This is a genomic window from Corynebacterium sp. c3Ub_189, from assembly GCF_039907195.1.
GTDB lineage: Bacteria > Actinomycetota > Actinomycetes > Mycobacteriales > Mycobacteriaceae > Corynebacterium.
In genome coordinates this window covers 1-25,196 of record NZ_JASBOF010000022.1, presented here as the reverse complement: position 1 = coordinate 25,196, position 25,196 = coordinate 1, and the positions used below count along the sequence as shown (strand labels likewise).

Sequence of the window (25,196 nt, the reverse complement as noted above, 5' to 3'; positions counted from 1 at the left end):
TTTTTGCGCAAGGTTTGAAATAATAAGGGCTATGTCGAATCAGAAGAAGGGTCACGTTTCCCCGGCTTGGCCGAAGAACGAAAATCGCGAGCACGCAATCACGGAAATCTCTGCGCCTTTTGCTGGTGCGTCCAGCCCCTACGGCGATGATCTGATCTTGCCGATGCCGGCAGAGAAGCTGAACTACGTTCACCCTTATACTCGCATCAATCGCTAGAGTATGTCCCCGCCTTGGTGCGGGGATTTTTCTTTCATACAAAAAGGGCCCATTGCTATTGCAATGGGCCCTTTATCGCTATGTATTAGCGAGTGATGTTCTCAATCATCTGCGCAATCGGGTCGATGACGTTGCGGTTGGCAGAGTAGAAGTTGTTGAAGTCGTGGCGGTTAGCCTTGTACAGCTCGGTGAACTGCGCAGGCAGTGCCAGGCCGTAGGAGTTAGCGGCATTCTTGATGGTGTTGTACAGAGCATCAACAGCCAGCTCGTCGGACTTCTGAGCGGCAGCCTGCTTGACCGGAGCCGGTGCTTGGGCCGGAGCCTTAGGGGCAGCGGACGGAGCGGTGCGCTGGGTCGGAGCGGAGTTCAGGCCAAGGGAGGCGGAGCAAGCCGGCCATGCGCCCCAGCCCTGGGAAGCAAGCACGCGCTCAGCGACGACAATCTGCTGCTCGCGAGTTGCCTGGTCAGCGGTAGCAGCGAACTGGCCGCCACCATTGGCCTGCCAGGTCTGCGGGTTGAACTGCAGTCCGCCGTGGTAACCGTTGCCGGTGTTGATGTGCCAGTTGCCGCCTGCCTCGCACTGTGCCAGACGGTCCCAGTCGGAATCTGGGGCAGCGGATGCGGTCGGTGCCATGATGGCAGCGGCGGCGCCGAAGGCGACGGTGCCGGCGGTGAACTTAGCGGCCATACGGTTCTTAGCGGAGTGGCGTCCCATGTAGTTAGTCCTCTCTGTGTGCCCGCATTAAGTGCAAAGAATATGTACCAAAAAGAAAGGGCGGGCGAGGGCAACTTTCTTAACGGCTCTTAAGTGTCTGGAGGACAGCGTAGCGGTTTATAACGAAAGTGTCACGTTATGGGCAATAAATGGGAAAGAAATGGGACAAATGTGGTGGGTGAGGGGATGTTTTTGCAGGTGAGCAATAATCTGTGATCTGTGTCATGTAACGCGGGTGTGTCGCGGCAGAGTGCGCGACTTCTGTTGTTTTGACCAGGCGGCTAAAATAAAGATTTTCCCCTAGAGAAGAGGTGGGTACCTATGCCTATTGGCAAAGTGAAGTGGTATGACGCCGAGAAAGGTTTCGGTTTCGTCAGCAACCCGGGCGATGAAGACGTTTATGTTGGCCGCAACGTGCTGCCCAAGGGAGTAGAGGAACTGTTCCCCGGCCAGCGCATCGACTTCGATTTCGCGGCCGGGCGCCGCGGTCCGCAGGCGCTGCGGGTCAAGGTATTGGATAAGCCGCGCCGCCGCACGCCGGCCCGCAAGCCGGAAGAGCTCGGCAGCATGGTCTCTGACGTGATGACATTGCTGGAGTCGCAGATTCAGCCGGTGCTCAATTCCGGCCGCTACCCGGAGCGCAAGACTGGGCGCCAGGTAGCAGAAATCCTCCGCGCAATCGCGAAGGATTTGGATAGCTAATTAGAAGCCTTCGTGGATTCCTCCGCGGAGGCTTCTCGTTCTTTATCGGTCATCGTGGTCAGTGACCACACGGTGGCCAAGGGGGTTTCGTCGCCGTTGTCATCGGTGCCGATCATCATGGAGGAAATCTCCACCACCTTGAGTCGGGGGCGCTTGCCGGTAGAGGCCTTGATGGGTTCTACCGAGCCGGGGATCGATACCTCGGTGGTCTCGTTTGCGCCGTGCGCGGTCTCATCGTTGGCGGCGGGGTCATCGTAGATGGAAAGAATCTTCCACTCGTGGTCGGAGATTTCTTCGGGAATATCGAGCTTGAGGGTGTCATCATCGCCCACGGTGAGGTTCGGAACCTCGCCTTCCGGACACTCGGAGCCGGGCTCGCATGCAATGTACGGGGCGACGTCGATGGACTTATCGCCCACGGAGGCGGTGACCGTGATGTCGCGGGGATCGGGACCCGGGCGCTGGTTCCACCAGTTTTGGAAGATCACTACGGCGGCGACGATGACCGCCACGACCACGATGAGGGCCAAGATCTGCAGCAGCGACTTTTTCCTTGCTTCCTTACGGGTTGCCATGGGCCTTTACCTTACTCGAACGTGGAAGAGTTCTTCCCACCGCTTGCCGGTAAGCCAGAACTCATCGTCTGTGATGTGTGCGATGCCGTTGAGGACATCATCGGGGTCGGTATAGCGGGACTTATCAATCGCGTCGGTGGAGATTATGGCGGTCACGCGACCGGTGGAGGGATCGATGCGGTAGATATTGTCATCCATCCACACATTGGCGTAGACCTCATCGCCCACGCACTCGAGTTCATTGATGTCTTCGAGGGGCTTTCCCTCTAGGGTGACGTCGGTAGTGGAGCGCTGCGCGAAGGTCTCTGGGTCCATGTGCCGCAGGGTCGCGGAGCCATCGGACATGAGGAGATCCTCGCCGGTATTGCACAGGCCCCAGCCCTCGCCCGAGTAGGTGGCGGTATCTACTTGGCGCAGGTCGTGGTCGTATTTCAGGGCTTGGCCGGACTTCCAGGTCAGCTGCCAGATGGAATCGCCGGCTTGGGTGATGCCCTCGCCAAAGTAGCTGCTATCCAGGCGTGTTTCGGCCAAGGTTTCGCCGGTTTCGGGGGAGAAGCGCTCCAAGCGGGATTCGCCCCACTGGCCGGTGCCCAAGAGCAGGTTGCCGTCCGGATCGGTTTCGAGGCCCTGAGTAAAGGAATTGGGCGGCAAGGAAGCGGTGCCGAGGACCTCGACGGAGAGGTGTTCTACTTCGGGTTCAGCTGGGGTAGAGGAACAGGCAACGAGCGTGCAGGGGAGGAGAATGCAGGCGGCGCGGGAAAGAAACGACATGCACCATATGTACCACCGGGTGCGCTCCATAATGAATAATGAGGGGCGTGAGTAAGCGAAAAGCAAATCCGTTGATCGATTCTCGCGCCGTGCGCATCGCGCGCGAGGCGCTGGATGAGGTGGGGGAAGGGGGCGTCGGCAAGCATATCGGCGTCGCCGGGATGGGCCGAAACGTTGCTACCCACCGATTCGAAGCAGAGATGCCTGGCTACCCCGGCTGGGAATGGCAGGCGGTGCTCGCCTGCGCGGAGGGATCGCGCTACGTCACCGTCAATGAGGTGGCGTTGGTGCCGGGCGGGGAGGCCCTGCAGCCGCCGGAATGGGTGCCCTATGAGGACCGCGTGCGGCCCGGCGACCTTGGACCCGGAGACCTGATGCCACCGGCCGTGGATGATTCCCGCCTGGACGGGGATAACCTATCCACGTCCGGCTTGGAAGACGCCAAGAAGCGTTGGCGCACCGAGTTCGGCCCAAATACGGATATGGCGGCCAAGGCGCGCCTGCAGTGCCGCACCTGTGCGTTTTATGTGCAGCTGATGGACAACTACGGCGTCTGTGCCAATGAGTACTCGGCGGACGGCCGGGTGGTGCACTCGCGCTATGGCTGCGGTGCACATTCGCAGACGCGCGTGCGGGAAGAAAAGACCCCGGAAGTGGCCTTCGATGATGAAAAGCCCATCTTCCAGGATTTTGAAATCGAGGATTAAGGCAGCACACTTATGGCGTAAGACTCGCTGTACGTGAAAGGCGCAGGCGTTGAAAGCCACTCTCGATCGCTACTTCCATATCTCTGAACGTGGTTCCTCCATCGGAACCGAGCTACGCGCGGGAACGGTCTCGTTCTTCGCCATGGCCTATATCATCCTCTTGAACCCGCTCATCCTCGGTACTACCGAGGACGCGGAAGGCTACGCGCTAGGCGTGCCACAGGTCGCCGCCGCCACCGCGCTGGTCGCCGGCGTCATGTCCATCCTTTTCGGCGCGATTGCCAAGTACCCCTTTGCCATGGCCGCAGGCTTGGGTATGAATACCTTCGTGGGCGTGAGCATGGTCGCCACCAGCGGGCTGACCTGGCAAGAATCCATGGGCCTGGTGGTCATTGAGGGCATCATCATCGTCCTGCTGGCCATTTCTGGTTTCCGCACCGCCGTCTTTGACGCCATCCCGCAGTCCATGAAGGCGGCGATGGGCGTGGGCATCGGCATGTTCATCGCCATGATTGGCCTCGTGGATGGTGGCTTTGTCACCCGCGTGCCGGACGCTGCGAATACCACCGTACCGGTGGGGCTGGGCATCAATGGTTCGATTTCTACCTGGCCGGCGCTGGTTTTTGTCATCGGCCTCATTATTTGTTCCTTCATGGTCATTCGGAACGTGCCGGGCGGGCTCTTCATCGCCATCGTGCTGACCACCATCATCGCGTTTATTATCCAGGCGTTGACCGGCTCCGAGGATTGGGGCATGGCCGCGCCGGTGAAGCCGGAGGCGCTCGGCGGCATTCCGGATCTGTCCATCGTGGGCGATGTGAACCTGGTGGGCGCGTTTACCAAGATCGGCGTGGTCTCCACGGTGCTGCTGATTTTTACCCTGTTGCTGACCAACTTCTTTGATGCGATGGGCACCATGACCGGCCTGGGCAAGCAAGGCAAGCTTGTCGACGCCGACGGCAACCTCCCCGATATGAAGAAGGCCCTCGTCGTTGAAGGCTTCGGCGCCGTGGCCGGCGGCCTGGGCTCTGCTTCTTCCAATACCGTCTTTGCGGATTCCTCCGCCGGCATTGCCGATGGCGCCCGCACCGGCCTGGCCAACCTCATGACCGGTGTGCTGTTCCTCGCCGCGATGTTCTTGACGCCGCTGTATGAAATCGTGCCCATCGAGGCGGCCTCCCCGGTGCTGGTCATCGTCGGCGTGATGATGGCCGCGCAGCTGACCGAGATCCGCTGGACCAAGATGGAGATCGCCATCCCCGCCTTCCTGACCATCGTGACCATGCCGTTTACCTATTCCATTGCCAACGGCATCGGCGTGGGCTTCATCTCCTTCGCGCTCATGTCCACCTTCGCCGGCAAGGCCAAGGACGTGCACTGGATCATGTGGCTCTTGGCTGGCCTCTTCGTGATTTTCTTTGGCATGGATCCGATTTCCAATGCCATCGGCTAGCCTAAGGGCATGCTGATTACTGACCCCACAGACCCTCGCCTGGACGATATTCGGAACCTCAACAAATCCGATAAGTCTGGCGAGGGTCTCGTCATTGCTGAGGGCCCGCTGGTGGTCTCCCGGCTGGCCGAGTCCCGGTTCCCCATGCGCTGCCTCGTGGGCTTTCCCAAGAAGGTGGAGGCCTATATTTCCGAGTATGGCGAACCCGAGTGCCCCATCTACGAGGTCTCTCGCGAGACCCTAGCGGAGGTAGCCGGCTTCGATATGCACCGCGGGCTGGTCGCTGCCGCGGACCGCGCCCCGGAGCCGGAGGTGAGCGAGATCGTGGAATCCGCCAAGACCATCGCCGTGCTCGAGGGCGTGGGCGATCATGAAAATATCGGCGCCATCTTCCGCCATGCCGCCGGCATGGGCGTGGATGCGGTGCTGCTGGGCTCCGGTGCCGCGGATCCGCTCTACCGGCGCTCGGTGCGCGTGTCCATGGGGCACGTGCTGCGCTTGCCCTTTGCCCATTTAGAAGGCGGGTTTACTACCTGGCAGCGTTCCTTGCAGGCGCTTGCCGACGCCTCCTTTACCCTCATTTCCTTAACCCCCAACCCCCACGCGGTGCACTTGGCCGAGGCCATGCATGGCCTAGATAAGGTGGCGATGCTCGTCGGCGCGGAAGGCCCCGGCCTTACCGAACACGCAATGAAGGCCACCGATATACGCGCACGCATACCGATGGCCCCTGGCACCGATTCTCTTAATGTGGCGACCGCCGCCGCCATTTCCTTTTATGAGCGCCAGCGCTCCTTGAGCGACCTAAACGTCTGAGCACTCCAATTGCCAAGGAGCGAACCCAAGTGCTTGGCGGTGGAGATAATTTCCTCGCCGGTGGATTCCGGCTCGGCGTTGTGGTCCTCGTAGTCATCGTAATCGTTGAGCCCCAGCTTATTGGCCGATTGCGCCGCTAGCTCGCCAACGGTCCGCTTGGGCTTCGGCGGGTCGATTTTCGGCTCTGGGCGGCCATCGACCGCGTAGCCCACGACGTCGAGATCAGGGCCCTCGTACCCGACCTCAATGCCAAGCCAGTATTCCTGGGCTGCTTCCATGATGCCGAGCGGCTCGAATGGCAGGGAAATACCGCCGAGCGGCTCGTATTTTTCGCCTGCCCAATAAGGAGCCTCGAAAGGTTCGGGCAAGCCGGTGTCTTCATAAAGGTGCTCGCGGGTAGCGCAGAGGCAGCGCTTGAGCTCGCCGCCCTCCCAGAGCGCAAAGCCGGCGTAGCCTTCCTTCTCGTTGCTTGCCAGCGCGATAACCCGCTGGGCGGGCACCGCGTTGAGCAGCGTGTCCGGCAGCTGAGAGAGGAGGACAGAGTCGCCTTCACACACCGTTTGCACCACAGTGATGCCGGGGTAGCCGCCGATATAGTACTCGTTCGGATCCGTCTGCGCGGAGCGGTTGAGCGGGAATTGCCCAATCGGTGTGACTGGGAAAGTTGGATCTAGCTGGGCGAGGAACTTCCGCCCAAAGCCGCGGTCTGCCTTGGGCTCGGTTTTCAACACCTCTTCCGCATTGGGTTGAGAGATGTACCAGAGAGTGAGTACTGCGTGAGAGATGTCCACGATTAGTCCCTAGGGCGCTTGGTATTGGAACGAACGCCGAGCAGCACGTCCTCCCAATGCGGGGTGACGGCCTTGCGGCGGCGCTTGGCGGGCTTTTCTTCCGGCGAGGGGTTTTGCAGGAACTCCTCTTCCTCCGGCTCTTCCGGAGGGGTGGTCGGCGCGGTGAGGTCGGTGACGTTGCTGGGCTGGTCGCCGTCGATAGCTTCGTCATAGCGGCCGCTGCCCAGCGAGGTCAGCGAGCGCACCGGCTGCACGAAATCCGGGTCCGTCAGGTCCGCGGCCACCGAGTTACGCGCTTCCACCGTGGCAGGCGAGGACATGGACTGCTTGAAGTACCACTCGGCTTCGTTCTCGGACAGGCCGGCCTTCCACGTCACGCGCACGATCCAGGCCTCGCCCTGGTGGCGGTAGGCATCCCAGGTGGACTCGGAGAGCGAGTGTCCACGGGCGGCAAAGGCGGTGGCCAGAACCTCCCACAGAGTGAGCTTGGCCGGTCCGTCCTCGCGGACCGGGTGGGCTTGCTTGGCAATCTCCGCGATACGATTGCGCTCCAGCATGACCGGGTAGGCGAAGGGCTCGATGCGAGATTCGGTCACGCCCATTTCTTCCGCCAGCTCCGCCGCAGAGGCGCCGGCGCGGATGCGGTTTTGGATCTCCGCCGGGCGGATCTTTGTCTCTTCCACCGGTTCCGGTTTGGTGGGCTTGGCCAGGCTGATGGCCGGAGCCGCCGGTTCCTCTTCGGGGGTTTCCTCCTGCTCGCCCCGCAGGTCCTCACGCAGCTCATCGGTGATGGAGAGGAAAAACTCTTCGCCGTCTTCGGTGCGCAGCACCAAAGAGGTTTCGGTCGACTCGCTGTCAACTGGGAACAGCTCGCGCATAATAGGGCGCTCCTTTTGCCTATCGACGGCGGACATATCTGTGATGCATTCAACTATAACGTGAAAATGCCCCGCGGCCTGCGAGGCGGCGGGGCATGTTGAGGGGGATGCGTTAATTCGCATCCAAGACGTAGTCGATGCACTGGGTCAGCTTGGCGATATCGGCCGGATCAATAGCTGGGAACATGCCGATGCGCAGTTGGTTGCGGCCCAGCTTGCGGTACGGCTCTAGGTCCAGGATGCCGTTGGCGCGCAGGGTGGCGGCGAGCGCTGCGGCATCGACGGACTCGGCGAAATCGATGGTGCCCACCACGAGCGAGCGGGACGCGGGCTCCGCGACGAAGGGAGTGGTCTCCGGGCGGGATTCGGCCCAGTTATACAGCGTGGTGGAGGATTCCGTAGTGCGCTCAACCATGCCGTCCAGACCGCCGTTGGCATTCATCCACTGGACCTGGTTATCCAGCATGAGCAGGGTGGCGATTGCCGGGGTGTTATAGGTCTGGTTCTTGCGGGAGTTATCTACTGCTGTCTGCAGGTTGAGGAAGTTGGGGATATAGCGCTCGGAGGTGTTGATTTTCTCAATCCGCTCCAGCGCGGCGGGGGACATGGCGGCGAGCCACAGGCCGCCGTCGGAAGCAAAGCACTTTTGCGGCGAGAAATAGTAGACATCCGTATCGGAGATGTGCACGGGCAGACCACCCGCGCCGGAAGTGGCGTCCACGACCACCAGCTGTTGATCATTGCGGGGGTGCGGGCGGGTGACTTCTGCCATCGCACCGGTGGAGGTTTCATTGTGTGCCCAAGCGACGACGTCCGCCTCCGCGGAGAGTTTGCGTGGGTCGGGCGCCGTGCCCACTGGGGACTCCACGATGGATGGGGCATCGAGCCAGGGTGCACCCGCGGCGGCCTTGGCAAATTTAGTGGAAAACTCGCCAAAGGTGAGGTAGGCGGAGTGGCGTTCAATGAGCCCGAAGGTGGCAGCATCCCAGAAGGCAGTAGCGCCGCCCAGAGAAAGGACAATCTCGTATCCCTCTGGCAGGGAGAAGAGATCGCTTAAACCTTCACGCACCGAACCTACGAGGTTCTTCACTGCCGGCTGGCGGTGAGAAGTGCCCATGACCGCGGGGTCAATGGCCGCAAGCTGGTCGGGGCGAACCTTGGAGGGGCCGCAGCCAAAGCGGCCGTCGGCAGGCAGGAGGTCGGTGGGCAGCGTAAGTTCTGGAGTGCTCATGCGTGCAAGTGTAGAACAGTTCCGGTCGAACGGCAGTTATTTTAGGTGACCGAAACTTGTAGGCGGCGTCACAAAGTTTGCTAAAGTGTGAAGAGGTATCAAGCTAACTTCCTTAAGTTAGTGCTTAATAATGACTCTTCACATAGAGAAAGGAACTTCCGTGGCTTCTGAAGACAACAAGGTAGTGCTCCAGTACCCAGGCGGCGAGTACGAGATGGACATCAAGCAGTCCACCGAGGGCGACTCTGGCTTTGACATCTCCAAGCTCCGTAACGAGACCGGACTCGTTACTTTCGACCCTGGTTATACCTCCACCGGTTCCACCGAGTCCAAGATCACCTTCATTAACGGTGAAGAGGGCATCCTGCGTCACCGCGGCTACGATATCGCGGACCTTGCGGAAAACGCTTCCTTTAACGAGGTTTCCTATCTGCTGATCAAGGGTCATCTGCCTAACGAGGAGGAGCTCAGCCACTTTAACCGCGAAATCCGCCACCACACCCTGTTGGATGAGGACTTCAAGGCCGCGTTCAATATCTTCCCGCGCAACGCGCACCCAATGGCCGTGCTGGCTTCCTCCCTTAACATTCTTTCCGCGTACTACCAGGATCAGCTCAACCCGCTCGACCCGGAGCAGCTGGATAAGGCCACCGTCCGCCTGCTGGCAAAGGTTCCAATGCTGGCTGCGTATGCTTACCGCGCTTCCCAGGGCAAGCCTTATATGTACCCGGATAATAGCCTGAACGCCCGCGAGAACTTCCTGCGCATGATGTTCGGCTACCCCACCGAGGAGTACGAGGTTGACCCGGTTGTAGCTAAGGCCCTGGATAAGCTGCTTATCCTGCACGCTGACCACGAGCAGAACTGCTCCACCTCCACCGTGCGCATGATTGGTTCCGCTCAGGCCAATATGTTCGTCTCCATCGCCGGCGGCATTAACGCCCTGTCCGGCCCGCTGCACGGCGGCGCAAACCAGGCCGTTCTGGAGATGCTGGAAGATATCCAGAACAACCACGATGGTGACGCTACCGACTTCATGAACCGCGTGAAGAACAAGGAAAAGGGCGTTCGCCTCATGGGCTTTGGCCACCGCGTGTACAAGAACTACGACCCGCGCGCGGCCATCGTCAAGGACACCGCCCACGAGATCATCGAGCACCTGGGCGGCGACCCAATGCTGGATCTGGCCATGAAGCTGGAAGATATTGCGTTGAATGACGATTACTTCGTCTCCCGCAAGCTCTACCCGAACGTGGACTTCTACACCGGCCTGATCTACCGCGCCATGGGCTTCCCGACGGACTTCTTTACCGTCCTCTTCGCTATCGGCCGCCTGCCGGGCTGGATTGCACAGTACCGCGAGCAGCTGGAGATCAACACCAAGATCAACCGTCCGCGCCAGATTTACACCGGCGAGTCCCTGCGTAAGGTCACCCCGCGTAGCGAGCGTTAAAGCGCTCCGCGGTCTGCCTAATTAAGCCGAATCGGGTGGTAGCACCTATAATAGGTGCAGCTCGGTTCGGTTTTTAATGCGACCGCACGAACAAACTAGATTTCCCAAGGAGAATAATCCCCATGGATAAGCCTGTTATTGAAGCCCAGTCTGGCCCAGCGCCGACCGACCTTGTTGTAGAAGACATCGTCGTCGGCGACGGTGCTGAGGCGCAGCCTGGTGCCGTAGTGGAAGTCCACTACGTCGGCGCTGAATACGAGACCAACCAAGAATTCGATTCCTCGTGGGACCGTGGCCAGTCCATCGAGTTCCCGCTGACCGGTCTCATCGCCGGCTGGCAAGAGGGCATTCCGGGAATGAAGGTGGGCGGTCGCCGCAAGCTCATCATTCCGCCGGAAAAGGCCTACGGTCCCGCAGGTGGTGCGCACCCGCTGTCCGGCCGCACTTTGGTCTTTATTATTGACCTCATCCGCGCCGACTAAAAGCGCTCAGCCCCAGGGTTCGCCCTGGGGTGTCGTCGTTTTCGGCGCGGCTGAAAAAACTGCGGCACAATGGAGGGCATGACTGTGCCAACCGTAACTTTCAATGATGACCGCGAAATGCCCCAGCTGGGCTTGGGTACGTACAAGCTATATGACGAGGAGTGCATCCGCGTCATCCGCGAGGCCATCGATTTGGGCTACCGCCACTTCGATACCGCCACGCTCTACAAGAACGAAGAGGCGGTAGGCACCGCCCTGAAGCAGGCTATGGATGCCGGCGATGTCACTCGCGATGAGCTCTTTATTACCTCCAAGGTGTGGCACTCCCACCAGGGTGAGCACAAGGTGGAAGAAGCATTCCAGCAGTCGCTAAAGGATCTGCAGCTGGACTACCTCGACCTGTACCTCATTCACTGGCCGTGGCCGCAGGGTGGCCTGTACAACGAGACCTTTGAGGCTATCGCCCGCCTGCAGGGTATGGGTCAGATTGCGTCCACCGGTGTGGCCAATTTCTACGAAGACGTGCTCAAGGACCTCATTTCCACCACCGGCATTTCTCCGGTGCTCAACCAGGTGGAGATCCACCCGGGCTTTACCCAGTCCAGCCTGCGCGCCTTCCATCACGATAATGACATCGTCACCGAGGCATGGGCCCCGCTGGCACGTGGCGTTGTGCTCAACAACCCCGCAATCGAGCAGGCTGCTGCTGACCACGAGGCCACCGAGGGACAGGTAGTACTGTCCTACCTCATGTCCAAGGACATCTCCGTCATTCCGAAGTCCGCGCGCACCGAGCGCTTGAAGGAAAACTTGGCCGCCACCGAGCTGGAGCTCACGGCGGAGGAAGTATCCGCCATTGACGCCCTGGAGGGCCAGGAGGGCTTTGGCCGCATGTTCAATGACCCACGCGAATTCCCAGGCAACGAAGAGTAACGTCAACCGCAGATTAAGCCCCCTCACGGGGGCTTTTTCTTTTGCCAAGCGGCTGTTAACAATCTTTACAGGGGGTAGAAAATTCTTCCCGCGGGGGTAGTTTGCTAAAGATGTTATTCCAGTTCAGTGAAGCCTATGGGGTTGAAAGGGTGGGGGAGTGGAAGGTTTTCTTGGCAGAGTTTACAACCTTGCAGAAAATGTTCTGTAACTTACAGGACAACGCTGATAGTGAGCAGTGACACACTATCTCGTGTGACCTAAGTTCCTCTCACCCAAGGAGACGATGCTCTATGAGTGACGTAGCTGCAACTCCTGTCTCGCGCCGCGAACCCACCGGTAGCGAGTTCATCGCGATGCGCGACTCCGCCAAATTCGGCGAGCTGCGCCGCACCTACCGGAGTTTTACCTTCCCTATGACCGTGGCCTTCTTCGTGTGGTACGTGGTCTACGTTCTTGCCGCCGTGTTCGCCCCTGACTTCATGGCAACCGAGCTCGGCGGCGGCTGGAACATCGGCCTAGTCTTCGGCCTTGCCCAGTTCCTCACCACCTTCATCATCACGTGGATTTACGTGAAGTACGCCAATAAGAATATCGAGCCGAAGTCGGCCGCCATCCGTGAAGAACTGGAGGGCATCTAATGACTACCACCACCCTTGCCGCCGAGTCTTCCGCCGGCAACCCCATCCTGAATATTTCCATCTTCGCCATCTTCCTCATCGTCACCATGGCGGTGGTGCTGCGCGCCGGCAAAACCACCAAGGAAGCCTCGGACTTCTACACCGGTGGCGGCAGCTTCTCCGGACGCCAGAACGGCCTGGCGATCTCCGGTGACTACCTCTCCGCCGCATCCTTCCTAGGTATCGTCGGCGCGGTGGCGCTCAACGGCTACGACGGCTTCTTGTACTCGGTGGGCTTCTTCGTCGCCTGGCTGGTAGCACTCATGCTCGTCGCCGAGCCCATGCGTAACGTTGGCCGCTTTACCATGGCGGACGTCCTATCCTTCCGCCTGAAGCAGAAGCCCGTGCGCGTGGCGGCGTCCATCGCCACCCTTTTTGTCACGCTTTTCTACCTCATCGCGCAGATGGCCGGCGCCGGCTCGCTGGTGGCCGTGCTGCTGGATATCCACGACTTCAAGTGGCAGGCTCTCGTCGTGGGCATTGTGGGCGTGCTCATGATTGTCTACGTCCTGGTCGGCGGCATGAAGGGCACCACCTACGTGCAGATGATTAAGGCCGTGCTTCTGGTCGCCGGCGTGGTCATCATGTGTTTCTTGGTCTTCATTGCCCTGCGCGGCGGCTTTAGCACCCTGTTTAATAACGCCATCGACATGCACGCCGCCTCTGAGCAGATTAAAGAGAAGGGCTACGAGGCCAAGGACATCATGGCCCCGGGCCTGAAGTACGGCGCCACCACTGCCACCAAGCTGGACTTTATCTCCCTGGGCATTTCCCTGGTGCTCGGCGTGGGTGGCCTGCCGCACGTGCTGATGCGCTTTTACACCGTGCCTACCGCTACTGAGGCGCGCCGCTCCGTTACCTGGGCGATCGTTATTATTGGTGCTTTCTACCTCATGACCCTGGTCCTGGGCTACGGCGCAGCTGCACTGGTCGGGCCGGACCGCATCCTCGCCGCGCCGGGCGGGGCCAATGCTGCGGCACCGCTACTCGCAATGGAGATCGGCGGCTCCATCTTCATGGCGATTATTTCCGCCGTGGCCTTCGCCACCGTGCTCGCCGTGGTGGCTGGCCTGGCCATTACCGCCTCTGCGTCCATCGCGCACGATATCTACCACGCGGTTATCCGCAACGGCGAGTCCACCGAGGCTGAGCAGGTCCGCGTCTCCCAGACCACCGTGGTGATCCTTGGCATCGTCTCCATCATCTTGGGCATCCTGGCCATGACCCAGAACGTGGCCTTCCTGGTCTCCCTGGCGTTTGCGGTGGCGGCCTCCGCCAACCTGCCGACCATCCTGTACTCCCTGTACTGGCGCCGCTTCAACACCGCGGGCGCGGTGGCCTCCATGTACACCGGCGTGGTGTCCTGCCTGGTGCTCATCTTCTTCTCCCCGGCAGTCTCCGGTTCTGAGAGCTCCATGTTCCCAGGTGCGGACTGGGCCATCTTCCCGCTTTCCTCGCCGGGCTTGGTCTCCATTCCGCTGTCCTTCTTTGTCGGCTGGTTGGTCTCCATTATGACCCAGCCGGACAACTTTGAGGAGCTTTCCGCAGAGATGGAGGTTCGCTCGCTTACTGGCGTGGGCGTGGAGGCACCCGTGCAGCATTAATTGCTTGAAAAGTGCACAGACCCGGTAATGTGGTTGGACGTGCTTAGAACGTCCGTGACCCGCAAGGCGGCATCAGTTAAGGCTGGTGCCGCTTTGGCCGTATGCATGCTCGCCTTGACCACCACCGCGTGCAGCAATAGCGAGCGCGAAAGCGACGCGCTTGCCGACGCCCCTTTAAAAGCAACAGACACCAACCGCGACGTCCCACCGGAAACCAATGAGTTCCTCGAGGGCGATGAGGGGCATTCAATTACCTATATCCGCCTGCACGATGGCATGCACATGGGCTCTGCCTCGGAGCACGAAGCCCGCCCGGCGCTAAGCCTCATCAAGCTCTATATCGCCACCTACGTGATGGAAAAGGGCGAGTACGAGGATAAATACGAGGCGCTGGATATGATCGCTAGCTCCTCTGATAAGTCCGCCGAAGACCTCTTTGACAAGTACCCGGATTCCATCGACACGATTGCGGATGAATTCCACCTCGAATCCACCAAGGCCGGTGAGCAGTGGGGCTACTCGCAAACCTCCACGTATGACGTAGCCAGCTTCATCTCGCAGCTCATTGACCGCGATGAAACCCACCCAGTGCTGGTAGCAATGGCGCATGCCGATCCCATCTCTGAGGATGGCTACCTTCAGAACTACGGCACAGCCAAGCTCTCTAACGTAGTAGGCAGCAAGTGGGGCTGGTCCAATGACAAGTCCATTAACTCCTCGGTTTCCTTTGGCGAGAACTTCGTCGCCGCCGCCTCTATCACCGGCTCATCCGATGACCTCACCGACTACGTCAAGGACGAGGTGACCGGCAAGAATCTGGGCAAGGCCACCGAGCGCTTCCTTAAGTACAAAGACGGCGAGGACGTTCCACCGATCGAGACCTCCACTTCAGAGACCCCCACCACGTCCTCCAACAAGAAGGACAAGGACGAAAAATCCGACAAGGGCAAGAAGGAAAAGTCCTCGTCCAAGGAGCCCACTAGCGAATCCACCACGTCCAAAAAGAAGGACAAAGGCAGCTCCGATAAGAAGTCCACAGATAAAAAGAAAGGCTCAGAGAAAACCTCTGAGCCCTCTAAAAAGTAGTACTACCGCGTCTTAGCAACCGTTTCTGCGACGATCTTCGCTAGCTGACGAATCTGATCGTTGCTCAACGTTTTGCCATTAAAGGTCACGCCATTGGCAGTGACCTGGGGCAGTTCCGGTAGCTCCGGGTGCTTGCTCTGCAGCTGCGAACTCAGCTGATTGACCAGGTCGGACGAGCCATTGCTTGGGGCCTTGGCCTGCGGCTGCGGCTGCGGCTGTGGTTTCTTGGTGGTCGGCCTCTTTGCCGGTGCAGGTGCTGCGGACTTGCCTGGTGTCCACTGTCCCCAGTCTTCGGCGTAGACCTCATTGACGTCAACGATGACGCCGCCGATGGTCTGTTGCTTGTTGTGCGGCAGCTGGTGGATAGTGGTGCGCGGGTGAATCTTGCCGTTGGATCCCCAGTCATGCATCCAGAAGTACGTGCCAATGCCGTCCTGGATTGCCCACTCGATGGTGTTGTAATTGCCGTAGACGCCCGTCTGGTAGCCGGCTAGCTCCAGCGTCTTGGAGAATGCCTGCAGGTATGGGCGGATTTGGCGGGTGTACTGCTCGCGGGTGGGGTTATCGTCGATCGCGATGTAGATCGGGCGTTTGGTGGGACCGCCTGCCTTCTTGTGCAGCGCAATCGCCTTCGGTGCGTGGATTGCTGCACCTGCTGCGCCCTGCTTCCAATCGGCAGTTTCCGCGCGGCCGAATTGGTAGACCGACGCAGTGGGCAGACCCGCTGCCGCATTGGCCTTAGTTTCTTTGAGGGTTACCGGCTTGCCGGTCATCCACGCAGCGCCGGGGCGCTTGTCGGAGACGTAGCGAATGGCGCCCATGTGGCCGGCATTCTTAATTGCCTGCGGGGAAGGTACGCCGGCGGAGAAATCAATGATGGTGCCGCGCACCGGTCCGAGCGCTGCCGCGCTCGGGGCGGCAGCGCCGATGGCGCCTGCGGTTAGGGCGAGAGCGCCGACCTTAAAAAGGCCGCGACGGGAGAAAGATGGTGACATGTTGAGCTCCTGCAGTAATCACATTTGCCACAATAGTTAACAACTGCACCATAGCAGCGGGTTTGGGGGCATCCCCGGAGCGAAACCGCATGTCGCGCTTCTATTTCGGGAAACTATTTCGAGTCGTTGCTGAACTTCACCCGCGTGGGGTTCTCAACCGTGCGCGATACCGTGCAGTCCTTCTCGTGGGAGATGCGAATCAGGTTGTCCACCAGTTTGCGCGCTTGGTTGCCCTCCGGTGTATCCGGGAACGATAGATCGAACCCCACGCGAACCTCCGACAGGCGCGATGCACCGTCTTCGTTCACGCGGTCACCCTCTACGTGCACATCAAAAGATTCCGGCTCCGCGCGCCGAGATGTCACCACGTCCACGTCCACCGCGGAGCATCCCGCGATCGCAGCTAGCAAGAGTTCAACAGGGGAGAGGAGTCCCTCACCACTGCCAAATTCAATGCTGGCTCCCGCGGAATTGGTAGCGCGGTATACGGCGGTGTCGAGGCGGGTGAGGTCTACGACATAGCGTTCAGTGCTTTCACTCATGGCTTAGAGCTTAAGCAAGGAACGGGAAAAGTAGAAGGAAATGGCGGTGAGGATGGTGCGATAGTCAACGGTCCTCGATATTTGTGGTCACTATGGACATAAAATTGTGCTCCTGAAAATGGGGGCAGCTGTCAAAGAAGATTAGAGCTCTGTGAAACTGTCGAGTTTTTAAAGTTCGCGGAACGTGACGAATTAAAAAATCAAGGGTGGCGAGAAGTGAACCCACACGGATTGTCCCATTGCGGGTTTATGGTCTGCAGTGGTGCGGAATTTGGTTCCAGATTCATGAGTGGCGGTAACAGAGTAGTGGTCGCCTTCGAAAATTGCGGAGTCCACTATTGCTGGAACCGTGGTGCCTAGATAGTCTTCGTCCACAATCTTTGCGTGGTGCGGCAAGATAGCGGCTTTAGTACCGTCCCCTCGCACAGTTACATCGCTCAGCGGCCATGAAACACCAAGCGTGGGACACTCGACGAGGCTTTCTGTAATGGTGGTTTGAACAATTGTGGCGTCCGAAATGAACGCCGCGACCTCCGGACTAGCGGGATTTTCTAGGAGCTGTTGCGGGGTAGCGATTTGTTGGATTTCGCCGCCGTCTAGGACCACGACTCTATCTGCAATAGCCAGCGCCTCGGCGCGATCGTGGGTCACGTGCACCGTGGTTAGGCGTTGTTTTTGCGTCAATTCTACTAGTTCGCGACGCAATTTATCGCGCAATGGTTCGTCAAGAGCTGAAAGGGCCTCATCCAGTAACAGAAGTTTAGGACTTGCGACGATCGCTCTGGCAAGAGCCACGCGCTGGCGTTGTCCGCCAGAAAGACTGTTCGGAGACCGGTCTTCGAATCCCGGCAGGCCTACGAGGGTCAAAGTTTTAGAAATGTGCTCTTCGCGTTTAGCCTTAGCTACTTTCGCTCGGCGTAGTGGATAGCCAACATTCTCTTTAACAGACATGTGTGGCCAAATCGCGTGCTGTTGGAAAACCATACCAATGCCGCGCTCTTCGGGAGGAGTTGAAGTCATCTGTTTGCCATCGATGTCGAGCTCACCCGATGATGGGGAAATAAAACCAGCGATGGTGCGAAGGAGGGTGGTTTTGCCGGAGCCTGACGGTCCCACAAGTGCGATGAGTTCTCCTGGCTCGATGGAGAGGTTGATATCGCGTAGGCCGGTGGTTCCGTCCGGAAAAGTGACCGTGAGGTGGGAAGCTGCAATTTTCGCCATTATTAAGTCCTTACCTTGGGAGCACGGATAGTCAGTGCGACGGCAATGATGCCAAGCAGCGCAAAGAGTAGGGCGAGTGCCGATGCCTGGTTATAATTTCCTGCCTGTTGCAGATTGAAGACTTGGACACCCAGTGTTGTGGTTCCGGGTGCGACGAGGAGCACGGAAATAGTAAGTTCTCGAATCGCGGTCACCGCTACGAGCACCGCACCGGATATCGCCGCTGGAATGGTCATCGCGCCGGTGGTAGTAAATAGCGCCTTAAGCGGCGTGGCGCCAGAAATGCGCGCTGCTTCTTCCACGGTGACCGGGGTGCTTATTAGCGGGGCGCGCACGGCCTGGACAACGAGTGCAGTAAAAGCACAGACGTAGGCGATAAGGATTATCCAAATGGTGTTATACAGCCCGGTATAGCGCCCGGCAATCAGCCAGGCGACACCGATGATGAGCCCAGGCAGCGCGCTCGGTAGCAGCGCAGAAAGGGTTAAAAGCGTATTTCCTCGTGCCTGAGTCCGGGTCACTAGAATTCCGATGACCCAACCAAGAATCCCGCAGATTATCGCGGCGGCTATTGACAGAAATGCGGAATTACTGAGTCCGTCGATGACGCGCGGGTTGGATAAAGCGCTGCTAAAGTTCGCCAGCGAGATGGTTTCTAAGGTAAATGGAACCCCAGGAGCTGGCAGCAATGCGCGGTAGGCCAAACCAAGAATTGGGCCAATGGAAATGGCGAGCCCGCACACCCACATGATGATCGTGACCGGCCAGCGCGCCGAATGCAGTGCGAAACGCGCCGGACTTCCGGAGTCATGTGTAGAAGACGAGTTTTTCAGGGAAGTGAGATAGTCCATGATTACTGCGCCGATTCCCAAAAATAAGAGAACAACGCCGATGGTCGAGACCACTTGTAAGGGGTTGGATACGGTGCCGGAATCAATGAACCGGTAAATCATCGTCGCGAGCGTTTCGAACCGAGCCGGCGAGCCGATAATAGCGGGAATGCCGAAATCAGCCAGATTAGCAATCGCTGTGAGAGTGAACGCGGACAATAGCGCGGGGCGCAGGAGTGGAAGGGTGACCGTGCGCAGAACTGTCATCACGGACGCGCCAGATACTCGGGCGGCTAGCTCAAAATCGGGGGAGATGGAGCGCAAGCTTGAAGAAATGATGACATATGCCGTGGGAAAAGAATGGATAGTCATCAGCGCAATGACCCCGTCTGCGCCGTAGATATTCCATATTTCGAACTCAAAGAGCTTATTCAAGCCCTGATTCGGGCCGAAGAGTTGAATCCAGGCGATCGCTCCGATAAATGGCGGAACCAAGAGGGGCGAAAGCAAGAATAAGCGCAGTACCGAAGAGCCGTAGATATCTGTGCGGTCTAGCGTGATGGCAATAACGGTGCCGATGATGACGGCAGCGAGAGCCGAAAGCGCCGTGGAAAATAGAGAATTCCAGGTAGCGATGCCGAGCCCTTGCTCTAGCAGGATGGGAATTTGGTTTCCGCCCAGTGCAAGGGAGACAACAAGGGCCAAAGGCGCGATGAACAGGCCAATGGCAATCAGCCACACGCCAACGCGTAGCGCGGTTACGGAGGGATTTTTCAACAAGTTGGTCACCAAGAACTAGGAAGACACTGCCTTTTGGAATACCTCGACGGCCGCGTCTTTATCCTTGGTGATTTTCCCCAAGTCCTGGTCCATGAGCTCAATGTCTGTGAGTTCAGGGGTGCCTGCTGGGGTTCCCACGTCCTCACGCACCGGGAGGTACGACTGCTCGACGGCGATTTCTTGTGCCTTCTTTGAAAGCAGGAAGTTGATGTATTTCTGTGCTGCTTCTTGTTCCTGGGAGTCTTTGAATACGCCCGCAGGCTCAGAAATATACGGTGATCCTTCGGTGGGGTAGGCGAGGGCAACTGGGGACCCCTTATCCGCCAGGTCGCGGACTAAGTAATCGACGACCACGCCCACGGGCTTGGAACCGGAGGCGATTTCCTGGGAGGTAGGGCCATTGGACTCTGCGATCATCGGGGAATTCTTGCCCAGATTTTCGATCCACGCTTTTCCGAGATCCGAATTATTCTTCCACGCAGAGGCGTTGAAAGCCGCTGCACCTGAGACCGCTGGGTTCGGCAGGACGAGTTTGTCCTTGTACTTCGGATCGGTGAGATCCGCCCACGAGGTCGGGGCATCCCCTTCTGCGATTTCGTCGGTGTTATAAGCAATTACAGTAGGGATTATGCGCGTGCCAACATAAAAATTCTCGTCGTCCTTGGCTTCGTCGATGATGTCATCGGAATCGACATCGGCAAGCTCGATGAGGTCGCCATCCTCGGCGTAATTTTCAAAGGTAGGTGCATCGGCCGCCCAGAAAACATCTGCTTCAATGTCGCCAGATTGCTTCTCTGAAGAGATGCGGGCGTTCAAATCACCGGTGCCAGCGCGGTATACATTGACCTCGATATCGGGGTATTCCTCATTGAAGGCCGCATTGATTTCATCGACCTTTTCTTCTGGTTCGGAGGTATAGACGGTTATGGAGGTTGAATCGCTGGTCGCCTGTGAATCTTCTTGGTCGGACGCAGGCTCGCCGCACGAAGTAAGAAGGACGGTTGAAGCAAGGACTATGGCAGAGAGAGAAGTGTGCTTCGACTTCATCGTGGGAGTTCCTCCAGAGAGAGTAGTGATCAGGAACATCAATCTAACTGTACTGAAGTTAAGAAAACTTGGGATCGATGTAAACGTGCAGTAAATTTTTAGGACCCTTGAGCGGGTGTTTGGAGGAGGCGGTGGTTATTGATGAAATCCCTAATGAGGGTCGGCCCCTTCTTTATCTAATGGACCAAACAGTCAACCGACTGGTTGATTGCAGCTTCAACCAGCCCTGTGATTCAAAACGGGGATGAATGCAGAAAGATGAGTCCTTGGAGTACTTGATTCATCGCTAATCCGGCCGTGACATCGGTTGGGAAGGAGACTGACCATGAAAGCTTTATATTGGGCTTCCATTTTCTACCTCGTGTTGGGCTTGGGCGCTGGTGTGTTCTACCGCGAATTCACGCGCGCCAATGATTTCCCCGAGGGTGAGTTCACTCAGCTAAGCGTGGCGCACACTCACTTGCTAGCGCTCGGATTCATGATGAGCCTTATCTTCTTGGTATTGGAGAAGGTCTTTGGGCTGTCGCGCAGTCGTGGTCAGTTCAATGCGTTCTTTTGGCTGTATAACGTCGGCGTGGTCGTCACCGTCGGCGTCATGATCTGGCACGGATGCCTGACCGTAATGGGGGAGGAGTCCACTGCAATGATCTCCGGGATCGCTGGTCTTGGTCATATCCTCATTACGATTGGCCTGATTGCATTCATTGCAGCGCTTGGTAATGCCATCAGCGAGGCTCAAGAGGCTAAGGCTCAAGCCGTAGCAGGTGACTAACGATGAGCGAGATGGCTACTGAATAGGTGCAGTGCCAACAGAGCGAGACTGAACCTAACTCATGCACACTGGGGTAATAGTTTGTATGCGGTCCTGTATGCAGCGCTGTTGTGGGCCACAGGAATGATTGCCGATAGCTGGGGTCGCAAGCGTTCATTTCTGGCGTGGCTGCGGTTGGATCATTGACTTGCCATTGGCGCTCTACGGTTTGGGCTTTGTTTCTGTGTAGTTGATAGGCACGCTGCTCAGCGAGATTCCGGTGAATAGTTTCGGTCAGGCTTCGGCTACCCAGAGTACGGTCCGCCAAGTCGGTTCCGCGCTGGGCACCGCGGTTTCTGGGTCGGTATTTTCCATGGCACTTGGGCTAACGCTGCCCAAGACGCTGGAGGCGGCCGGCATCATGGGTCCGGGTGCCGCTGGTATAGCAGAAGCAACGCGCCAATCAGCTGGTTCCGCTATTGCAGAACTGCGCGTTCAAGGTGGGCATAGTCCCTTTAGCGAGCAGACCAGCGTTGTGGTGCAGGCGCTTAGCGACGGCATGACCGGCGCCGCCAGCTACTCCCTTCTTGCTGCAACGGCATTCTTGGCGCTGGGCTTTGTTAGTGCGATGCGGGTTCGCCGTGCCGCGAACGAAAGCAGTTCCATGGAGCAATCGAACTGATTTATTGCCAGAAAGTTAGTGTAAGTCTGTTGTTTTCCTAGGCGGATTAGATGAGCATAGCTTTTCCACCTTCAACTAAGAGGGCTTGCCCATCCCTCAGCAGTAGGAGATTCCAATCCTGTCCGTACTGCGCAACAGTTTCACTGATGACGTTTATAGAATAAGGACCAGTTGTTCCTTGGGCGTGGGGAATAATGACATACGGAGTGAGATTTAGTCCTGTGTGGTCGGTGAGCTGCGGTGCCGTCCGCGGATCGTCCATGATTGATGCCGGTTCGATTGAAGGTCCTGCAACCATTGCGCCGGCAGAACTTCCAGCGTAAAACGTGCCGTTCTGGACCGCTTCAACTAGCAGGTGGTCGGTACCAGTGAGTCTCAGCGCATCAAGGAGACGGAATGCCTCGCCGCTCGCAACATAGATACAGTCGGCTAAGTTGATTTCATTGCGTATGTCGCTCGGTTGCGCCTGCGCCACGGTTAAGGGGATTAGTTCCTCTGCCGCATTGCGAATGGTTGTCAACTCTGTTTGGGCGAACGGGGCTTGGCTCATTCCCGCGGCAGCATCATCGATGTACAGCACTCGACCCGAAATGTATTTGCTGATTTCTGGGTGTAGGTATGAGGCGAGGAGTAAGTGCATAGGCTTAGTCTACGTGAGCGCCTTATACGCTTGGGGCAGCAAGATCGGAGTATTGAATAATCGGAAAAGTCTCGAGACGCCGATCGGAACGATGTCTCGAGACTTCACATGGGGGCAGTCGAGTAATCCCTAGCCTGGCTACTCCACTACTGGCCCAGCTGAGCTTCCTCTCGCCATTTCTGAGTATTCCTCACACTGCCGCTGCCCGAAATGGGATGGTTCCGTCAAGACAAAAGTTTCTTGATGCCCTCGGAGAGGATCTCTTGTGGGCTAATGTGGTGCGCCGCGTGGAGGCGCGCATAAGTCGGCGCTTGTTCGGGGTTGATGGCAACACGCTTTTCGTCGGGCGCCATGGGCGCGGTCAGGGCGGCGCCGATCACTAGGTTTGATAACCGGTAGGCAGTTCCCAACGGATCCGGGACTCCCTCTCGTTCAAGCAGCACGCACATGCGCTCAGAAAGGGCCAGGTAAGCAGGGCCTCTGGGGGCACGCATGCCGATGACCTGACCGGCCCACCGGTGGGTCGTGAGGTGCGTGAAGAAAGCTTGCATCAGGGCGGGCAGGTCGGCGTTGTTGATCGACTCGGACATCACGGGATCGTCTGCAAGCACTACGTCGAGAGCAAGGTCGAACAAGTCGTCTACCGACTCCACACGGGAGTACAGGCTAGCTGGGGCGACGCCCACCTGTTGCGCCACAGCCCTCATGGTGAGTGCCTTCAAACCACCTTCGTCCAACAGTCTGCCCGATGCTCTTGCAACTTCCGCAATATTCACGGCGCGATGGCGTTGCACAGGTTTCCGATGTTCCCAGTAGCTCACCCCACCAGCCTAACCAAACATGCTTGAACCACCTATCCAAACTATGTTAGTTTTGGCACATGCTGGATGCTACCAACCTTCCGATCGCTCTTGAGAACACTCGCCTACGCCTTCTCTCCGAACTGGACGCAGACGCGTATGCAGCAGGCACAAAAGACGAAGCTGTGCGGCGCTTTGCTCATCTGCCTGAACCTGATTACACCCCCGAGTCCGTGCGACGGATGATCTGTGACGAGGTTGCGACGGGCCTCTCGTCCGGCACGTTGGCAGTCCTCGCACTTGCCGACGCCGAGACCGACCGGTTCGTGGGTTCCGTGGTTCTCTTTGACGTTTGCTCCGAGGCTGCCGAGGTCGGGTTCTGGATTCATCCCGGTGCGCGAGGGGAAGGCCATGCCCATCGGGGCTTGGAGCTGGCATCACGCTTCGCGCGCAACAGTGGACTTAGAACCTTGACAGCACGCACGCTTCCGAAAAACAAGGCCTCCCAGCACTGCTTGACGACGGCGGGATTCCGCGAGACCGGACGAGGCGTAGGGACCACGCCCGCAGGACAGCGCGGGGAATTGTTCCACTACCAGCGCGATCTCGTGACCGCCGCCCAGTAACCGTTGGTGACAGAACGACTTCGACTCCGTCTGCACGAGACAGACGATGTCGCATGGCTTCACAAGCTGTACTCGCAACCTGACGTTGCTCGTTTCCTGTTGGACGAGCCATGGACTGTGGAAGTTACCCGTGACAAGCTTACGGAGCGGCAATCAAAAACTGACCTCGATGGTGAGACTGCTGCACTTGCACTAGTCATCGAGTATGACGGCACCCCCATAGGAGACGTCGCACTGTGGCTTACAGATAAGGAGCACCGTCAGGGCGAGATCGGGTGGGTTTTGAACTCGGCATACGGTGGGCAAGGATTCGCAAGCGAAGCTGTTCGCGCGGTACTTGCTCTCGGGTTTGACCATTACCATCTCCACCGCATCACCGCGCAGATGGATGCCCGCAACAGCGCCTCCGCGGCACTTGCTAACCATGTTGGACTCCGGCTCGAAGCGCATCACGTCCAAGACTGGTTCAGCAAGGGCGAATGGACCGACACCCTCATCTACGCGAGAGTCGCCTCCGAGAACTTTAGCCAATAAATGGTGTCTGATTTGAAATGAGCAGCAGCTGGACGCCATTAGCGGATAGCGAACTCTAGTTGCGTTTTCGGGCACAGGTCTCGGATGGCAGTCCGCGCATAACAGGAAATGCCCACCTACTTTTGTAGGAAGAGGCATTGTTTCATGCTTTCGGGGGTTGTTTGAACAATCAAACCTAATTCTTCGAACCCCCAATGGTGCCCCAGAGTGTGTCTGAGTTCATGACATATTTGACAGTCTGTGCCTGAGGGAATCGTCGTGATGCTTGACAGGTCAGCCGCGACATATTTGACGCTTAGGGCTACCTTACCGTGTCGAGTGATACTTGACTGGTGAGTCGGGACATGTTTGACACTATGAACAGTCTTAATCGCAATATGGGAATCGTTAAAGCTGTACGCCATCAAGGTCGCAATCCAGTGGCGTCGAAATAAAGTGCGGCCATTTAGGACTTAAGGCACCTTCTCGAGCCCGAGAGGGAAATGGCTCCGCCCGTCACGCGTAGGTGTTCTTTACGACGTCCTGGTACTGCTGCTCGGAACGGTGAGCCCATACACTGACCGCCCGATCGAAGAAACCGGCACCCCAGAACAAAAAGCAACTGAGATGCCGGTTTGTCAACGATGTCGCGACTCATGACAATGGTGCCCCAGAGTG

At 58.1% G+C, this 25,196-nt stretch carries 28 protein-coding genes; 15 read left to right on the top strand and 13 right to left on the bottom strand.

The window, feature by feature from the left end; translation table 11 throughout:
* Positions 1–31: 31 nt before the first annotated feature.
* Complete coding sequence (locus QKD99_RS10325) at positions 32–217, top strand: hypothetical protein (protein WP_005329460.1); 186 nt, start codon at positions 32–34, stop codon at positions 215–217.
* An 85-nt stretch (positions 218–302) separates the two neighbouring features.
* Here QKD99_RS10325 and QKD99_RS10320 read toward each other — a convergent pair whose 3' ends face one another.
* Entirely contained in the window at positions 303–932 is a 630-nt protein-coding gene (locus tag QKD99_RS10320; protein WP_284597899.1) for a resuscitation-promoting factor Rpf1 domain-containing protein, read from the bottom strand.
* A gap of 321 nt (positions 933–1,253) precedes the next feature.
* On the opposite strand from QKD99_RS10320, the gene QKD99_RS10315 reads away from it, so the two are divergent.
* Positions 1,254–1,634 carry a cold shock domain-containing protein gene (locus tag QKD99_RS10315; protein ID WP_005323875.1) on the top strand — a complete coding sequence of 127 codons (381 nt, stop codon included), beginning with the start codon at positions 1,254–1,256 and terminating at the stop codon, positions 1,632–1,634.
* Here the strand turns inward: QKD99_RS10315 and QKD99_RS10310 are convergent.
* The gene (locus QKD99_RS10310) at positions 1,631–2,209 is read right to left on the bottom strand and encodes a DUF2771 domain-containing protein (RefSeq protein WP_347951389.1); all 579 of its coding nucleotides are present in this window, start codon (positions 2,207–2,209) and stop codon (positions 1,631–1,633) included. The two genes, QKD99_RS10315 and QKD99_RS10310, sit on opposite strands and share 4 nt — an antisense overlap.
* Positions 2,210–2,215: 6 nt before the next feature.
* Complete coding sequence (locus tag QKD99_RS10305) at positions 2,216–2,980, bottom strand: glutaminyl-peptide cyclotransferase (RefSeq protein ID WP_347951388.1); 765 nt, start codon at positions 2,978–2,980, stop codon at positions 2,216–2,218.
* 38 nt (positions 2,981–3,018) lie between these two features.
* On the opposite strand from QKD99_RS10305, the gene QKD99_RS10300 reads away from it, so the two are divergent.
* Genes QKD99_RS10300 through QKD99_RS10290 form a run of 3 tightly spaced genes read left to right on the top strand, consistent with a single transcriptional unit; the run spans position 3,019 to position 5,956 of the window.
* Positions 3,019–3,687: a DUF3027 domain-containing protein gene (locus QKD99_RS10300; protein ID WP_284769405.1), complete on the top strand. Its 669-nt coding sequence runs from the start codon at positions 3,019–3,021 to the stop codon at positions 3,685–3,687.
* A 49-nt stretch (positions 3,688–3,736) separates the two neighbouring features.
* A complete protein-coding gene (locus QKD99_RS10295; protein ID WP_239279174.1) occupies positions 3,737–5,140 on the top strand; it encodes an NCS2 family permease in 1,404 nt (467 codons plus the stop codon).
* Positions 5,141–5,149: 9 nt separating this feature from the next.
* Complete coding sequence (locus tag QKD99_RS10290) at positions 5,150–5,956, top strand: RNA methyltransferase (RefSeq protein ID WP_347951387.1); 807 nt, start codon at positions 5,150–5,152, stop codon at positions 5,954–5,956.
* Here the strand turns inward: QKD99_RS10290 and QKD99_RS10285 are convergent.
* From QKD99_RS10285 to serC, 3 genes are all read right to left on the bottom strand, one after another.
* Positions 5,917–6,747, bottom strand: coding sequence for a hypothetical protein (locus QKD99_RS10285; RefSeq protein WP_347951386.1), 831 nt, complete (start codon positions 6,745–6,747; stop codon positions 5,917–5,919). The two genes, QKD99_RS10290 and QKD99_RS10285, sit on opposite strands and share 40 nt — an antisense overlap.
* A 2-nt stretch (positions 6,748–6,749) precedes the next feature.
* On the bottom strand, positions 6,750–7,625 hold the full coding sequence (gene sepH / locus QKD99_RS10280; protein ID WP_347951385.1) for a septation protein SepH: 876 nt from the start codon (positions 7,623–7,625) through the stop codon (positions 6,750–6,752).
* Between the two features lie 112 nt (positions 7,626–7,737).
* Complete coding sequence (gene serC / locus QKD99_RS10275; RefSeq protein WP_347951384.1) at positions 7,738–8,856, bottom strand: phosphoserine transaminase; 1,119 nt, start codon at positions 8,854–8,856, stop codon at positions 7,738–7,740.
* Between the two features lie 160 nt (positions 8,857–9,016).
* On the opposite strand from serC, the gene QKD99_RS10270 reads away from it, so the two are divergent.
* The 6 genes from QKD99_RS10270 (at position 9,017) to QKD99_RS10245 (ending at position 15,091) form a co-directional block, all read left to right on the top strand.
* A complete protein-coding gene (locus QKD99_RS10270) occupies positions 9,017–10,309 on the top strand; it encodes a citrate synthase (RefSeq protein ID WP_284821884.1) in 1,293 nt (430 codons plus the stop codon).
* Positions 10,310–10,431: 122 nt separating this feature from the next.
* Entirely contained in the window at positions 10,432–10,791 is a 360-nt protein-coding gene (locus tag QKD99_RS10265) for an FKBP-type peptidyl-prolyl cis-trans isomerase (RefSeq protein WP_005323855.1), read from the top strand.
* A 69-nt stretch (positions 10,792–10,860) separates the two neighbouring features.
* Entirely contained in the window at positions 10,861–11,724 is an 864-nt protein-coding gene (locus QKD99_RS10260) for an aldo/keto reductase (protein ID WP_347951383.1), read from the top strand.
* A 290-nt stretch (positions 11,725–12,014) separates the two neighbouring features.
* Positions 12,015–12,362 (top strand): DUF485 domain-containing protein, encoded by a 348-nt coding sequence (locus tag QKD99_RS10255; protein WP_239279186.1) that lies wholly within the window; start codon positions 12,015–12,017, stop codon positions 12,360–12,362.
* A complete protein-coding gene (locus QKD99_RS10250) occupies positions 12,362–14,005 on the top strand; it encodes a cation acetate symporter (RefSeq protein ID WP_239279188.1) in 1,644 nt (547 codons plus the stop codon). Before QKD99_RS10255 ends, QKD99_RS10250 begins: the two co-directional genes overlap by 1 nt.
* Positions 14,006–14,044: 39 nt before the next feature.
* Positions 14,045–15,091, top strand: coding sequence for a hypothetical protein (locus tag QKD99_RS10245; RefSeq protein ID WP_347951382.1), 1,047 nt, complete (start codon positions 14,045–14,047; stop codon positions 15,089–15,091).
* Between the two features lie 2 nt (positions 15,092–15,093).
* On the opposite strand, the gene QKD99_RS10240 is transcribed toward QKD99_RS10245, so the two are convergent.
* From QKD99_RS10240 to QKD99_RS10220, 5 genes are all read right to left on the bottom strand, one after another.
* Positions 15,094–16,086: a DUF1906 domain-containing protein gene (locus QKD99_RS10240; RefSeq protein ID WP_347951381.1), complete on the bottom strand. Its 993-nt coding sequence runs from the start codon at positions 16,084–16,086 to the stop codon at positions 15,094–15,096.
* 113 nt (positions 16,087–16,199) lie between these two features.
* Complete coding sequence (locus QKD99_RS10235; RefSeq protein WP_347951380.1) at positions 16,200–16,628, bottom strand: OsmC family protein; 429 nt, start codon at positions 16,626–16,628, stop codon at positions 16,200–16,202.
* A gap of 192 nt (positions 16,629–16,820) precedes the next feature.
* On the bottom strand, positions 16,821–17,849 hold the full coding sequence (locus tag QKD99_RS10230; RefSeq protein WP_347951379.1) for an ABC transporter ATP-binding protein: 1,029 nt from the start codon (positions 17,847–17,849) through the stop codon (positions 16,821–16,823).
* Between the two features lie 2 nt (positions 17,850–17,851).
* The gene (locus QKD99_RS10225; RefSeq protein ID WP_302259726.1) at positions 17,852–19,459 is read right to left on the bottom strand and encodes an iron ABC transporter permease; all 1,608 of its coding nucleotides are present in this window, start codon (positions 19,457–19,459) and stop codon (positions 17,852–17,854) included.
* A 15-nt stretch (positions 19,460–19,474) separates the two neighbouring features.
* Positions 19,475–20,506: an ABC transporter substrate-binding protein gene (locus QKD99_RS10220; RefSeq protein WP_347951395.1), complete on the bottom strand. Its 1,032-nt coding sequence runs from the start codon at positions 20,504–20,506 to the stop codon at positions 19,475–19,477.
* 325 nt (positions 20,507–20,831) lie between these two features.
* Between QKD99_RS10220 and QKD99_RS10215 the strand changes: the two genes are divergently transcribed.
* Together QKD99_RS10215 and QKD99_RS10210 are read left to right on the top strand one after the other, a co-directional pair.
* Positions 20,832–21,278: a DUF2871 domain-containing protein gene (locus tag QKD99_RS10215; protein WP_347951378.1), complete on the top strand. Its 447-nt coding sequence runs from the start codon at positions 20,832–20,834 to the stop codon at positions 21,276–21,278.
* A 259-nt stretch (positions 21,279–21,537) separates the two neighbouring features.
* Positions 21,538–21,939, top strand: coding sequence for a hypothetical protein (locus QKD99_RS10210; RefSeq protein ID WP_347951377.1), 402 nt, complete (start codon positions 21,538–21,540; stop codon positions 21,937–21,939).
* Between the two features lie 46 nt (positions 21,940–21,985).
* Here QKD99_RS10210 and QKD99_RS10205 read toward each other — a convergent pair whose 3' ends face one another.
* Both QKD99_RS10205 and QKD99_RS10200 read right to left on the bottom strand, forming a co-directional pair.
* On the bottom strand, positions 21,986–22,579 hold the full coding sequence (locus tag QKD99_RS10205) for a Type 1 glutamine amidotransferase-like domain-containing protein (RefSeq protein WP_005328341.1): 594 nt from the start codon (positions 22,577–22,579) through the stop codon (positions 21,986–21,988).
* 224 nt (positions 22,580–22,803) lie between these two features.
* Positions 22,804–23,355: a helix-turn-helix domain-containing protein gene (locus QKD99_RS10200; RefSeq protein ID WP_347951394.1), complete on the bottom strand. Its 552-nt coding sequence runs from the start codon at positions 23,353–23,355 to the stop codon at positions 22,804–22,806.
* A 104-nt stretch (positions 23,356–23,459) separates the two neighbouring features.
* Here QKD99_RS10200 and QKD99_RS10195 point away from each other — a divergent pair, with 104 nt between their 5' ends.
* Both QKD99_RS10195 and QKD99_RS10190 read left to right on the top strand, forming a co-directional pair.
* Positions 23,460–24,005 (top strand): GNAT family N-acetyltransferase, encoded by a 546-nt coding sequence (locus QKD99_RS10195; RefSeq protein ID WP_250413526.1) that lies wholly within the window; start codon positions 23,460–23,462, stop codon positions 24,003–24,005.
* A gap of 6 nt (positions 24,006–24,011) precedes the next feature.
* Complete coding sequence (locus QKD99_RS10190; RefSeq protein WP_250413527.1) at positions 24,012–24,539, top strand: GNAT family protein; 528 nt, start codon at positions 24,012–24,014, stop codon at positions 24,537–24,539.
* Positions 24,540–25,196: the final 657 nt, after the last annotated feature.

Bases quoted from the DNA above. Each gene is read 5' to 3' on its own strand.
- QKD99_RS10325 (WP_005329460.1), top strand. From the start codon at position 32: ATGTCGAATCAGAAGAAGGGTCACGTTTCCCCGGCTTGGCCGAAGAAC.
- QKD99_RS10320 (WP_284597899.1), bottom strand. From the start codon at position 932: ATGGGACGCCACTCCGCTAAGAACCGTATGGCCGCTAAGTTCACCGCC.
- QKD99_RS10315 (WP_005323875.1), top strand. From the start codon at position 1,254: ATGCCTATTGGCAAAGTGAAGTGGTATGACGCCGAGAAAGGTTTCGGT.
- QKD99_RS10310 (WP_347951389.1), bottom strand. From the start codon at position 2,209: ATGGCAACCCGTAAGGAAGCAAGGAAAAAGTCGCTGCTGCAGATCTTG.
- QKD99_RS10305 (WP_347951388.1), bottom strand. From the start codon at position 2,980: ATGTCGTTTCTTTCCCGCGCCGCCTGCATTCTCCTCCCCTGCACGCTC.
- QKD99_RS10300 (WP_284769405.1), top strand. From the start codon at position 3,019: ATGAGGGGCGTGAGTAAGCGAAAAGCAAATCCGTTGATCGATTCTCGC.
- QKD99_RS10290 (WP_347951387.1), top strand. From the start codon at position 5,150: ATGCTGATTACTGACCCCACAGACCCTCGCCTGGACGATATTCGGAAC.
- sepH (WP_347951385.1), bottom strand. From the start codon at position 7,625: ATGCGCGAGCTGTTCCCAGTTGACAGCGAGTCGACCGAAACCTCTTTG.
- serC (WP_347951384.1), bottom strand. From the start codon at position 8,856: ATGAGCACTCCAGAACTTACGCTGCCCACCGACCTCCTGCCTGCCGAC.
- QKD99_RS10265 (WP_005323855.1), top strand. From the start codon at position 10,432: ATGGATAAGCCTGTTATTGAAGCCCAGTCTGGCCCAGCGCCGACCGAC.
- QKD99_RS10260 (WP_347951383.1), top strand. From the start codon at position 10,861: ATGGAGGGCATGACTGTGCCAACCGTAACTTTCAATGATGACCGCGAA.
- QKD99_RS10255 (WP_239279186.1), top strand. From the start codon at position 12,015: ATGAGTGACGTAGCTGCAACTCCTGTCTCGCGCCGCGAACCCACCGGT.
- QKD99_RS10250 (WP_239279188.1), top strand. From the start codon at position 12,362: ATGACTACCACCACCCTTGCCGCCGAGTCTTCCGCCGGCAACCCCATC.
- QKD99_RS10240 (WP_347951381.1), bottom strand. From the start codon at position 16,086: ATGTCACCATCTTTCTCCCGTCGCGGCCTTTTTAAGGTCGGCGCTCTC.
- QKD99_RS10235 (WP_347951380.1), bottom strand. From the start codon at position 16,628: ATGAGTGAAAGCACTGAACGCTATGTCGTAGACCTCACCCGCCTCGAC.
- QKD99_RS10230 (WP_347951379.1), bottom strand. From the start codon at position 17,849: ATGGCGAAAATTGCAGCTTCCCACCTCACGGTCACTTTTCCGGACGGA.
- QKD99_RS10220 (WP_347951395.1), bottom strand. From the start codon at position 20,506: ATGAAGTCGAAGCACACTTCTCTCTCTGCCATAGTCCTTGCTTCAACC.
- QKD99_RS10215 (WP_347951378.1), top strand. From the start codon at position 20,832: ATGAAAGCTTTATATTGGGCTTCCATTTTCTACCTCGTGTTGGGCTTG.
- QKD99_RS10205 (WP_005328341.1), bottom strand. From the start codon at position 22,579: ATGCACTTACTCCTCGCCTCATACCTACACCCAGAAATCAGCAAATAC.
- QKD99_RS10195 (WP_250413526.1), top strand. From the start codon at position 23,460: ATGCTGGATGCTACCAACCTTCCGATCGCTCTTGAGAACACTCGCCTA.